Annotated in this window: 11 protein-coding genes; 4 read left to right on the forward strand and 7 right to left on the reverse strand. The window is 72.1% G+C overall.

Annotated elements, in window-relative coordinates; all coding sequences use genetic code 11:
- Window positions 1-88 precede the first annotated feature (88 nt).
- Window positions 89-1,252, reverse strand: a complete 1,164-nt coding sequence (locus F4560_RS18445) for an MFS transporter (RefSeq protein ID WP_184921623.1) — start codon at window positions 1,250-1,252, stop codon at window positions 89-91.
- 3 nt (window positions 1,253-1,255) lie between these two features.
- Complete coding sequence (locus F4560_RS18450) at window positions 1,256-2,452, reverse strand: MFS transporter (protein WP_221483559.1); 1,197 nt, start codon at window positions 2,450-2,452, stop codon at window positions 1,256-1,258.
- Between the two features lie 136 nt (window positions 2,453-2,588).
- Here F4560_RS18450 and F4560_RS18455 point away from each other — a divergent pair, with 136 nt between their 5' ends.
- Entirely contained in the window at window positions 2,589-3,527 is a 939-nt protein-coding gene (locus F4560_RS18455; protein WP_184921625.1) for an RNA polymerase subunit sigma-70, read from the forward strand.
- Window positions 3,528-3,736: 209 nt separating this feature from the next.
- On the opposite strand, the gene F4560_RS18460 is transcribed toward F4560_RS18455, so the two are convergent.
- On the reverse strand, window positions 3,737-4,363 hold the full coding sequence (locus tag F4560_RS18460; protein WP_184921627.1) for a DJ-1/PfpI family protein: 627 nt from the start codon (window positions 4,361-4,363) through the stop codon (window positions 3,737-3,739).
- A 13-nt stretch (window positions 4,364-4,376) separates the two neighbouring features.
- Window positions 4,377-5,345 carry a GlxA family transcriptional regulator gene (locus F4560_RS18465; protein WP_184921629.1) on the reverse strand — a complete coding sequence of 323 codons (969 nt, stop codon included), beginning with the start codon at window positions 5,343-5,345 and terminating at the stop codon, window positions 4,377-4,379.
- Window positions 5,346-5,423: 78 nt separating this feature from the next.
- On the opposite strand from F4560_RS18465, the gene F4560_RS18470 reads away from it, so the two are divergent.
- Together F4560_RS18470 and F4560_RS18475 are read left to right on the forward strand one after the other, a co-directional pair.
- Window positions 5,424-6,176 (forward strand): aminotransferase class IV, encoded by a 753-nt coding sequence (locus F4560_RS18470; protein ID WP_184921631.1) that lies wholly within the window; start codon window positions 5,424-5,426, stop codon window positions 6,174-6,176.
- 12 nt (window positions 6,177-6,188) lie between these two features.
- The gene (locus F4560_RS18475) at window positions 6,189-7,112 is read left to right on the forward strand and encodes a hypothetical protein (protein WP_184921633.1); all 924 of its coding nucleotides are present in this window, start codon (window positions 6,189-6,191) and stop codon (window positions 7,110-7,112) included.
- 9 nt (window positions 7,113-7,121) lie between these two features.
- Here the strand turns inward: F4560_RS18475 and F4560_RS18480 are convergent, their stop codons facing one another.
- Window positions 7,122-7,577 (reverse strand): Lrp/AsnC family transcriptional regulator, encoded by a 456-nt coding sequence (locus F4560_RS18480; protein ID WP_184929235.1) that lies wholly within the window; start codon window positions 7,575-7,577, stop codon window positions 7,122-7,124.
- Between the two features lie 5 nt (window positions 7,578-7,582).
- Window positions 7,583-8,710, reverse strand: a complete 1,128-nt coding sequence (locus tag F4560_RS18485; RefSeq protein ID WP_184921635.1) for a M24 family metallopeptidase — start codon at window positions 8,708-8,710, stop codon at window positions 7,583-7,585.
- A gap of 1,009 nt (window positions 8,711-9,719) precedes the next feature.
- Here F4560_RS18485 and F4560_RS18490 point away from each other — a divergent pair.
- On the forward strand, window positions 9,720-10,673 hold the full coding sequence (locus F4560_RS18490; RefSeq protein WP_184929236.1) for a 5'-3' exonuclease: 954 nt from the start codon (window positions 9,720-9,722) through the stop codon (window positions 10,671-10,673).
- Window positions 10,674-10,731: 58 nt separating this feature from the next.
- Here the strand turns inward: F4560_RS18490 and F4560_RS18495 are convergent, their stop codons facing one another.
- A complete protein-coding gene (locus F4560_RS18495; RefSeq protein ID WP_184921637.1) occupies window positions 10,732-11,955 on the reverse strand; it encodes a GNAT family N-acetyltransferase in 1,224 nt (407 codons plus the stop codon).
- Window positions 11,956-12,063 lie beyond the last annotated feature (108 nt).

A 12,063-nucleotide genomic window follows, 5' to 3' on the forward strand; every position in this document is an offset into this window, starting at 1 on the left:
GCGAGATTCCGACTCCCGCGGCCGGCGCGGCCAGACTCCGACTCCCGCGGCCGGCGCGGTCAGACTCCGACTCCCGCGGCCGGCGCGGTCAGCCGACCCGTGCCCGGACCAGCCACAGGCACGCCGCGGCGGCGCCCAGGCCGCTGACCACGAGCGTCGCCCCGAGACCGACGACCTGACCGAGCAGGCCGCCCACCAGCGCTCCCGCGGGCGCCGTGCCCCAGACCGCCGTGCGGATGGTCGCGTTGACGCGCCCGTGCAGAGCGGTCGGCGTGGCCTCGTACCGCACGGGCACCTGGTGCACGTTGTAGATCTGGAGCGCGAACCACATCACCGCCACCGCCATGAACGGCTCCACCACCACCAACGCCTGCCCGCCGCCGGTGACGAGGATCGCGGCGACCATCGTGCGGCGACGGCCCCAGCGTTCGCCCAGTCGGGCGGCGACGAGTGCGCCGACCAGCCCACCGACCGCTCCGACGGACAGCGTCAGCCCGGCCTGCGCCGCCGTCAGGTTCCGCTCCGACACCAGGTACAGCAGGACGACGACGGTGAACGCGTTGAACCAGAAGACGTGCGTCGCCGTGCACAGCGTGACGCGCCGCAGCGCGTGGTGCCCGAAGACGGCACGGACGCCGTCCCAGACCCCTCCGGTCGCACGGGGCTGCTCCCCCACCACGCGCAGCCGGACGAGCGTCAGCGCCGCGACGAGGAACGTGGCCGCGTCCGCCAGCAGCGCACCGGCGGCCGTGATCGCGCCGACGAGCCACCCGCCCAGCGCGGGTCCGGCGATCTGCGCCGTGGCCTGACCGACCTCCACCGCGCCCTGCGCCCGCGTCAACTGCTCGCGCGGCACCACCATCGGCACCAACGCCAGCCCCGCGATGTCCCCGACCACGGCGAACGCCCCCGCCACAAACGCCACCGCGGCCAACAACGGCACCGACAGCACCCCGACCGCCGCGGCGACCGGCACCACCCCCAGCGCCACCGCCTGCCCGACCGCGCACGCCGCCGCCACGGCCCGCCGCGGCAACCGGTCCGCCCACACCCCGGCCGGCAACCCGAACACCAGGTACGGCAACCGCCCGCACGCCGTGACGACTCCGATCTCCCACGGCCCGGCGCCGAGCGTGAACGCGGCGATCAACGGCACCGCGATCACCGTCACCTGCGACCCGACGAGCGACACCGTGTGCCCGGTCCACAGCAGCGCGAACGACCCGTTGCGCCACAACGGTGTGTCCGGCACGCGTCAGTTCACCGCGGCGGGCGCGACACGGGACCACGCGGTGGTAGCGGTGAGGGCCAGGATCGTGCCCGCGATGCCCGCCACGGCGATCGCGGTAGCCGCGGAGCCCGTCATGGTGGCCAGCAGGCCGCCTCCGGCGACACCGATGCCTTGCGCCGCGACGAGTCCGCTGCGGGCGAAGCCCAACGCCTGCCCGCGCTGCTCGTCCGGCACCAGACGGACGAACGTCGCGCCCGCCGTCACCTGGTACGCGCTGAACACGCCGCTCACCGCGAGCAGCGCCACGGCGCCGACGAGGTTCGGCGCGAGCAGGTAGCCGACCAGGGGCAGCGCCGTGGCCACCGCCAGCAGTCCGAGCAGCCGAACCCTCAGCGACGCGGGCAGGAACCGCAGCAGCACCGTGCCCAAGACCATCCCCGCCGGGTCTGCGGCCAACAGCAGCCCGACACCCGCCGCGCCCGCGCCGACCTCCGCCGAGAACGGCGCGGCCAACCCCTCCGGCACCACGGTGAACATCGCCAGCCACCCGAGCCCGACCAGCATCCGCAGCCGCCGGTCCCGCCACACCAGCGCCGCGCCGGCCCGGATCCGCACGTGCGCGGCGGGCACGAACGCGGGCGCCGGACGTTGCCGCAGACCGAACCGCAGCAGCAGCGCGGACAACGCGAACGTCACCCCGTCCGCCAGCAGCGCCCCGGACGTCCCGAGCCACGCCACCACCAGACCGCCGCCGACGAACCCCAGCAGCAACCCCGCCTGGTGCGTGATCAGGTGCACGGACTGCCCGGCCTCGTACCGGTCCCCCAGCACGGACGGCAGCAGCGCGCCCTGCGCGGCGGCGAACGGCGGCTCCGCGAGCTGCGCGACCACCAGCAACGCCGCCACCAGCGGCAACGGCACGCCCGGGATCGCCATCACGGCCAGCAGCACGGCCCGCACCACGTCCGCGACGACCATCACGGTCCGCCGCGGGTACCGGTCGGCCAACCCGGTCAGCAGCACCCCCGACACCAACGCGGGCAGCATCGTCAACGCGTACGTCAACGCCGTCCACGCCGCCGACCCGGTGCGCTGGAACACCAGCACCGACAACGCGACCCGGGCCAACTGGTCCCCGACGGTCGACAGCACCGCCGCCGACCACAGCACCCGGAACTCCGGCACCGCGAACACCGCGCGGAACCCCGTGCCCCCGACCAAGCCGCTACCCCCGATCCGACGCGACAGACCCGGCACGATCGATCCCACCCGCGACCGATGAGTTTTCCGGGCCGACCCGGTCACAAGTTGTGCGGCGTGCGACCGGCACGCCACCGTACAAGCCCGGAGGGTGACGATGAGCGGGGTTTCGGCGATGACGGTTGACTTCACACAGGAAGCCGAGCGGTACCGGCACGAGCTGCGGGTGCACTGCTACCGGCTGCTCGGCTCGTTCGACGAGGCCGAGGACCTCGTGCAGGAGACGTTCCTCAAGGCGTGGCGCGCGCGGGACACGTTCGAGGGACGTTCGTCGTTCCGGGCCTGGCTGTACCGGATCGCCACGAACGCGTGCCTCGACGTGATCAACCGGCGTCCTCCGCTCGGCACGACCGACGACATGCCGGCGGCCGACGTGCCGTGGCTCCAGCCGTTCCCGGACTCGCTGCTGGACGACGAGCCGGACGTGGAGGTGGTGGCGCGGGAGACGATCGAGCTGGCGTTCCTGGCCGCGGTGCAGCACCTGCCGGCCAAGCAGCGGGCGGTGCTCGTGCTGCGGGACGTGCTGGGCTGGCCGGCCAGCGAGACGGCGGCGTTGCTGGAGGACACCGTGCCGGCGGTGAACAGCGCGCTGCAACGCGCCCGCGTCACCATGCGCAAGCACCTGCCCGAACGGCGTGCCGACTGGTCGGGTGAGCCGAACCCGCGGGAGAAGGCCGTGGTGCGGAAGTTCGTCGAGGCCACCGAGCGCTGCGACTTGGAGATGATGGCCGCCGCGTTGCGCGAGGACGTCACGTGGACCATGCCGCCGCAGCCCGAGTGGTACCGCGGCCGGGACGCGCTGATCGAACTCTGGACGCCGGTCATGATCGGCCCCGAGGCGTTCGGCGAGTGGAAGGTGGTGGAGATCATGGCGAACCGGCAGCCGGCGCTGGCGAACTACGCCCGCAAGCCCGGCGAGGAGTGCTTCACGCCGGTGGCGATGGACGTGCTGCGCATCGAGGACGGCGTGATCACCGAGATCATCACGTTCCCGTCGGACCGGTTCCCGCACTTCGGCCTGCCCGCGACGCTGTGAACTTCGACGTCCGCGTGGTGACCGTGGCCGGGTCACTCCCTTATGACGCACGGGAGTGGCGGGACGCGTTGGTGATCGTCCTCAGCGGCGTGCTCGACCTGGACGGCGAGCTGTTCCCGGAGGGGTCGGTGCTGGCGTTGGCCGGTTTGTCGCTGGAGGTCCTGCGCCGGCACGGCGGGCAGCCCGCCGTGCTGGTCGCGGTGACGAGGTCAGCTCCCGACGAGCACGCCGCGGGCGAAGGCGACGAGCTCGGCGGGCGCGGTCTCGGGGGACCCGGTCCCGTAGGGCGGTCGGGGGTCGTACTCCAGGAAGAGCTGGGTGAACTCGGCCCGCTGGTCGCCCCAGATCAGGCCGGCCAGGGTGAGCGCCATGTCGATCCCGGCGGACACCCCGGCGGCGGTGACCACGGACCCGTCGACCACCACCCGCTCGGTGCTGACGACCGCGCCGCGGGCGGCCAACTCGTGGCGCAACGCCCAGTGCGTGGTCGCCGGACGGCCGTCGAGGATGCCCGCCTGAGCCAGCAGCGTCGACCCCGTGCACACCGACGTGGTCCAGGTCGCGGTCGGGTGCACCTCGCGCAGCCACGCCGCGACCACGCCCTCCGCCAACACCTTCGCCCAGCCGCGGGCGCCGGGCACCACGATCACGTCGGCGCGGTCCAGCTCGGCGAACGTCGTCGTCGGCACGATCGTCAGCCCGGCGTCGGCCCGCACCGGCTCGCGTGACTCGGCCACGAAGTGCGCGGTCACCTCCGGCTGCTGCCCCAGCACCTCGTACGGACCGATCAGGTCCAACGCGGTCATGTCCGGGTAGAGCACAAATGCGATGTCCATCCGATCCCCCTTCTCATGCCGCACCGGTGGTGCGGAACCTGTGGCGGTACCCGCCCGGCGTCACGCCGAGCACCCGCAGGAAGGCCCGGCGCAACGTCTCCGCCGAGCCGAAACCCGTGCGTCGGGCGACGACGTCCAGTCCTTCGTCGCCCGACTCCAACAACCCGGCCGCCGCCTCGACCCGGACCTGCTCGACGTACCGGGCGGGCGGCAGGCCGACCCGGCGCGGGAACACGCGGGCGAAGTGCCGCGGGCTCATCGCGGCGCGGCGGGCCATCTCCTCGACCGTCCAGCCGGAGGCCGGGTCGTCGGCGATCGCGTCGAGCACGGCCCGCAGCCCCGGTTCCCGCACCGGCTGCACCCGTGACCGCACGCTGAACTGCGACTGGCCGCCGGACCGTTGCAGGAACACCACCATCCAGCGGGCGACCAGCCGGGCCAGCGCGGCGTCGTGGTCGCGTTCCACCAGCGCCAGCGCGAGGTCGATGCCCGCGGTGACGCCGGCGGACGTGGCCACCCGCCCGTCCTGCACGAAGATCGCGTCCGGCACCACCCGCACCGACGGGTGCTCTTCGGCGAGCCGGTCGCAGTACGCCCAGTGCGTGGTCGCTCGGGCGCCGTCGAGCAGCCCGGCCTCGGCCAGCACGAACGCGCCCGTGCACACGCTCGCCACCCGCCGCGCGCTGTCCGCCACGCGCCGCACGTGGTGCAGCAGCTCGGTGTCACGCGCCGCCCCCGTGAACCCGAAACCGCCGACCACCAGGACCGTGTCCACCCCTCCGGACACGTCCCGCAGGTCCTCGGCCTCCATCCGCAGCCCACCGGACACCTCGAACCCGCCGCCGACCGCCGCCAGCCGCAACCGGTACCCGTCCCCCTCGTCGCCGCGCGCCATGTTGGCCCCGGCGAACACGTCCACCGGGCCCGCGATGTCGGTCATCGTGGCCCCGGCGTACCCGACGACCAGCACCTCTCGTTCCACACCGTCCACCCTCTCCGCCGACCGGGGTGGCGGCAACGACCTGCGACCCTCGATTCCTGCCACGCTACGGTCTGGTCCGTGCTGAGGATCGAGATCGACGGCGAGCCGCCCACCATCGACCACTTCGCGCCCGGCCTGCTGGCGAACTACGGGCACTTCACCGCCATGCAGGTCCGCGACCGTCGGGCGAAGGGCCTCGACCTGCACCTGCGCCGGCTCGACCAGGCCAATCGCGAGCTGTACGGCAAGGAACTGCCCGGCGACCACGTCCGCGCCCTGATCTCCCAGGCGCTCGGCGACGACGTCCGTGACGCGACCGTGCGGGTCATCGTGTTCGGAGTGGACGAACCGTCGGTGATGGTGGTGGTGCGCACGCCCTACGGCTCCCCTGCGACGCCGCAACGCCTGATGTCCGTCGACTACACGCGCCCGCTGCCGCACGTGAAGCACATCGGCGGGTTCGGGCAGATCCACCACGGCAAGCTCGCCGAACGGGCCGGCTACGACGGCGCGCTGCTCACCGACGACGGTGTGGTGGTGGAGTCCGCGATCGCGAACATCGCGTTCCTGGACGACGCCGGCGACGTGGTGTGGCCACAGGCCGACTGGCTGCACGGCATCACCATGCAGCTGCTGGAACGGGGCCTGCCGACCCGGCGGGAAGTGGTGCGGCTGACGGACCTCGGCCGGTACCGGGGCGCGTTCGTGACCAACTCGATCGGCGTGGCCGCGGTGTCGCGGATCGACGACGTCGAGTTCACCGTGGACGGTCCGGCGCTCGCGCGGGTGCAGGCGATCTACGACGCGATCCCCGCCGACCCGTTCGATTGAGTAGATCCACCGATGTCCGACGAGCGCGCCGCACGGGACCGTGTGCGGGTGATCGATTTACGCGTCGTCGTCCAGATCGTGGTGGTGTGGCTCGTGATGGGGCTGTCCGCGATGGTCGTCGGCTGGCTGGTGCTGTTCGGGTTCTTCATCAAGAGCGCCGGACTGGTGGCGATCGGCATGATCGGCCCGTTCGCGGTGATCTTCCTGGTCGGGACGTTCACGCCCAAGGGGAGCCCGTTGACGCAGACCGCCGGGCGGCGCGTCGGCTGGGCGGCGCTGGTGACCTTGTTCGGTCTGGTCGGCGCGGTGTTCTACATGGCCGTGCTGGAGGCCAGCGAACCGGCGAAACCGCCGACGTTGGTGGGGATCGTGGGCCTGGGGCTGCCGTTCGCGCTCGTTGCCGCCGTGCTGGCGCACGGACTGGTGGTGCGGCTGACCGCGGGCGTCGTAACCGTGGCCGCGGTGGCGTTCGGCATCTGGCTGCCCGGCACGATGCCGGCCGACGACGGGGCGTCCCGGATCGCGCACGCGAAGCTTCCCGGTGGGGTGCTGCTGATCGCGACGCCAGAGGGCTACGACTTCCCCCGGCTGACCGTCGCCGACGGTCGCGCCACCCTGTCCTACAGCTCTCGCAGTGCCGACCAGCGGCTGGACTGGCACCCGCGCCTGAGCCTGGAGCCGGCGACCGGTGAGACCACCGACCTGGTGTACCAGCGGAACTACGACGACCACGTCTTCGTGCGGCGGATGGGCGACGTGGACGTGACGGCCGTGGTGTCGGACGACGCGGACGTGGACGCCGCGCGCGAGTTCGTGCTCTCCGTCCGGCCCGCGACCGACGACGAGGTCAAGCGACTGCTGCCACGGGCGCCCGGCCGGAACGACCGGAACGTGCTCGGCCGGTTCGCCGCCACGTGGACCCGACTCGCGGAGTAGGCCGGTTCTTCAGACGGCGGGCGGCCGGTCTTCATACGGCGTGGACAGCACGACCGTGGTCCTCGTCGACACGTTCGCCGCCTCGCGGATCTGCCTCAGCAGCTCCTCCAGGGCTGTCGGTGAGGCCACCCGGACGCGGACCAGGTACGAGGCGTCACCGGCGACCGAGTAGCAGGCCTCGATCTGCGGCAGGTGCTCCAGCCGTTTCGGGTAGTCGTCCGGGGCGGCCGGGTCGATCGGGGTCAGCGAGATGAACGCGGTCAGCGGGAGGCCGATCTCGTCGCCGTCCAGCCGCGCCGCGTAACCGCGGACCACGCCGCGCTGCTCCAGCCGCCGCACCCGTTGGTGCACGGCGGAGACGCTCAGCCCGACCCGTTCGGCGAGATCCGTGAAGCTGCACCGGCCGTCGGCGGCCAGTTCGCGCAGGATCGCCCGGTCGGTGGGCTCCAGGCTGGGGTTCGCCAGGTTCGTCACGCGGGCAGCACCACCAGTTCGTGTGGCTGGTTGTTGACGCTCTCCACGCCGTCCGCGGTGGTGATCACGATGTCCTCGATGCGTGCGCCCCACCGGCCGGGGAGGTAGATGCCGGGTTCGACGCTGAACGCCATGCCCGGTTCCAGCGGCAGGTCGTTGCCGCCGACGATGTACGGCTCTTCGTGGACGTCCAGGCCGATGCCGTGGCCGGTGCGGTGGACGAAGTACTCGCCGAAACCGGCGTCGGCGATGATCTCGCGTGCGGCGGCGTCAACGGCCTCGCACGTGACACCCGGCCGGACCGCCTCGACCGCTTTACGCTGTGCCGCTTGGAGGATGGAGTAGGTCTCCCACACATCGGCGTCACGCGGCTCGCCGAGGACGTAGGTGCGGGTGGAGTCGGAGTTGTAGCCGTCGGCCAGCGGTCCACCGATGTCGACCACGACCACGTCACCGGCCTCGATCACCCGGTCGGACACGTCGTGGTGCGGTGAAGCGCCGTTCGGTCCGGAGCCGACGATCACGAAATCGGCCGCCGTGTGGCCCTCGGCGACGATGGCGGCAGCGATGTCCGCGCCAACCTCGGCCTCCGTGCGACCGGGCCGCAGCCACTCCCCCATCCGAGCGTGGACCCGGTCGATGGCCGCGCCCGCCTTACGCAAGGCGGCAACCTCCGCGGCGTCCTTGCGCATCCGCAGCTCGCGGAGCACGGGCCCCGCCAACACTTGGTCCTCGCCGACAACGTCGCGCAAGCGGAGGGTGTGCAGGGCGGGCATCATGTCGGACACGGCCGTCCGGGTGCCCTTCAGCGCCTGTTTGACGAGTGCGTACGGGTCTTCCCCGTCAACCCAGGTGGCGACCTCGACCCCGAGTTCGCCGGTGGGGATGCCGGAGTAGCCGGGCTGCTCCAACTTGGGGACGACCAGGACAGGCGCCCCGCCAACCGGAAGAACCAAACACGTCAACCGCTCGAACGACGACCCGCCGGCGCCGAGGAGGTACCGCAAGTCGGATCCAGGGGAGATCAACAACGCATCCACACCCGCGATGGACGCCGCGGCAGTGGCCCGATCAAGGCGCCCGCGCAACGCGTCCACGTCGACGGGCCCAACTTGGGTCGACATATAAGCCAGCCTAGTGGTCCCCACCCCACCCGACGCCATACGCCGCTCCCACACCCACAATGCCACCCTCCCCCCGCCCACCACTCGCACACCGAACTCCGCCCTCACACCGGACTCCGCCCCCTCCCACTCCTCCCACTCCCAACGCCTCCCACGAAGACCACCTACAAGCACCCCACAAGCGCTCCCCTCGACGCCCACACGGCACCCTCCGGCAAACACCAACGGGTGATCTTCAAATTCGCATCTAAGAAAACGCCGTTATACTGATCCTGAAACGTCGGTTAAAACAACGAGGCCCCGCCAACCACCCCCGCACCCCAAGCGGACGGAAAGCGACCGGCCCACGATGTTCGGCAGCCCCTCATGTCGGAGGCTCCAGCCAGAGGCCAAGCAGCCAGTGGCCCTAGCCAGTCAGTCGCCCCGCGATCAGTGGACCCGGCCAGTGACCCGCCGCCGGTCACCCCAGCACCCAGCCGCCCCGGCACGCGCTGCCACGCAGTCAGCGGACCCGGCACTCAGCAGCCCGCGGCCGGTCGGTCGCAGCCCGCATCCAGCGCCGCAGCCCAGCACCCGTGGCCCAGCGCCGCAGCCCAGCACCCGTGGCCCAGCGCCGCAGCCCAGCACCCGCGGCTCGTCGCCCGCAGCCGGTCGGCCCCAAGGCCCGCAGTCGGTCGCCGTCGCCCGCAGCCGGTCGCCCGGGGGTCAGCGGCCCGCGGTCGCTCGGTCGGTCGGTCGTCGGTCCGCAAGTCGGCCCGCCCGCAAGTCGGCCCGCCCGCAAGTCGGTCGCCGGCATCAGACGCGCGGCGGACCTGCCATCGGTGGCCCCGCCATCGGTCGGCCCCTGCCACCGCGCGATCGGCCATCAGCCCGCCATCGGTGGCCGGCCCCGGACAGCCGTCGCCCTCGCGGTCGGTGGCTCGACATGAGCTGTCCCGGCGCCGGCACATGAGCTGTCCAGGTGTCGGCGGTCTCCAGCATGGCCGTGGTGTCTGGCAAGCTGTCCAGGGTGAGCAACCCGCTGGTCCTGATGGACGCCGCCAGCCTGTACTTCCGGGCGTTCTACGCGCTGCCCGAGTCGATGACCGCGCCGGACGGAACCCCCGTGAACGCGGTGCGGGGGTTTGTCGACACGATCGCCAGGGTCATCACCGACCGGAAGGCCGGCCGCCTGGTGGCGTGCCTGGACGCGGATTGGCGGCCCGAGTTCCGGGTCGCCGCGCTCCCGTCGTACAAGGCGCACCGCGTCGCCGTAGGCGCCGTCGAGGGCGAAGAGGAAGTCCCGGACACCCTCACCCCGCAGGTGCCGATCATCCTCGACGTCCTCGACGCGGTCGGTATCGCGACCGCGGAGGCCGCCGGGTACGAGGCCGATGACGTGATCGGCACGCTCGCCGCCCGCGAGACCACCGATCCGGTCGAGGTGATCACCGGCGACCGCGACCTGTTCCAGGTCGTGCGCGAGGAGCCCACGCCGGTGCGCGTCCTGTACCTGGGGCGCGGGTGGGCGAAGGCGGAGTTGCTTGGGCCGCAGGAGCTGGCGGCCAAGTACGCCCTTCCCGTTCATGACGCCGGTCGCGCGTACGCCGGGATGGCGGTGCTGCGCGGCGACCCGTCGGACGGGCTGCCTGGCGTGGCCGGGATCGGGGAGAAGACGGCGGCGAAGTTGATCACCGAGTTCGGGTCGCTGCAAGCGGTGTTGGAGGCGGTGCACGACGGTCGGGATCGCAAGCTCACCACCCGTGCCCGGACCGCGCTCCTCAACGCCCAGGACTACCTCGCCGTGGCGCCGACCGTCGTGAACGTGGCGACTGACGCGGCGATCGTCATGGACCGGTCCGACGCGGTGCCGGCGGCTCCGGTCGATCCGGACCGGGTCGCCGAGTTGACCCGGCGTTGGGGGCTCGGTAGTTCGCTGCCCCGACTGCTGGCCGCCATGGAACGCCGCACGCCGCAGGGTTGATCAGCGCAGGGTTGATCAGCGAGGAAGCCGGGAACCAGGGCGCGAGAAGAGCCAGGCGTTAGAAGTAGGAGCCGCACCACGGCACTTCGGCGACGGCGAACAAGGTGTCGGCACGGGCTAGTGCGTCGGGCTCCACCACGTCCAGTCGACGGGTGGCGGCCAGCGTCGAGAACGACACGTCGCCCAAGTACGCCGACGCGAGCACGTCCACGTCCACGACCAGCTCAGGCTCGTCCTCCACACGGGTCACACCATCCGCCGTCACCCGGTACGACCCCGAGTTCTCCGGCAGGTACACGTCACGCACACCGAGCACCACAGGCTCACCCTCGCGGTAAGTGCGGGCGGTCAGGGCGGTGGGGACGTCCAGCAGTCGCAGCCACGTCTCATCGAACTCGTCGGGGACGCGGCACGCGCGCGGGTCGCCCAGGAGCCACTGCACCGGTTCGTCCACCGGCCGCCCCTCCGCCGACACCTCGCCCACCAGGTCGACGCCCAGCACGAACAGCCACAGGTCGGCCCACGCCTCCGCGTTCCCCGCCCACAGGTCCAGCACGGACAGCCTGGTCTGCTTGCCCTGGCGCGGGTCGTTCTCGCCGGGCTCCACCTTGAACACCACGTAGCCGTCGTCGCCGGAAGGCCCGGAAGGCACCGAAGATGACCGGACGGCGATCTTCAGGTTCTGCTCGACCGCCGCACGCCGCACGTTCAACGTCCACCACGAGGGCCACCGCGAGATCGTGCCCGCACGCCGCAACGTCAGCTCGTCGAACAACTCCCGCGCGATGCGCTCCCCCGCCTCACCCTCCACCAACCGCACCCGACCCACTGGACGGGACCGCGGCGCGGCCCGACGCCGATCGATGTCCAAGTACCGGAACCGCGACGCCACCCCGTACCCGTACCGCCCGTAGATCATCGTCTCCGACGCGCGCAACGACGCCACCACGTCACCAGCCGACCGCATCGCCCGCAACTGCGCCCGCTGCAAAGCGCTCAGCACACCCCGACGCGTCCAGTCCGCCCGCACCCCGACCCGGCTCACCGCCCCATGCTGCACGACCGCCCCACCCGGCACTGCCATCCGCGACGGGAACGACTGGACGGTCCCGATCATCTTCCCGTCGGCGAACGCACCCAGCGCACGACCCGGCTCATACGACTCCTGCACGACCTTCCACTGCTCGTCGGGCGCAGGCGCGTTGTGCAGCGTGCCGCGGAACAGGGTGTGCGCGGTCCGGAACTGGGAGTCGTCCAGAACCCTGACGTCGTGGTCGGTCACCTCCGCATAGTGCCGGAGGATCGCTCGCCTCGCTAACGACTTTCCGGCAAACGCCGGACAAGCGCCGGACAAACGCCGAGGCCGCCCCACCGAAGAGGTGGCGGGCGG

It is taken from the genome of Saccharothrix ecbatanensis (genome assembly GCF_014205015.1).
In the GTDB taxonomy this organism is placed as follows: domain Bacteria; phylum Actinomycetota; class Actinomycetes; order Mycobacteriales; family Pseudonocardiaceae; genus Actinosynnema; species Actinosynnema ecbatanense.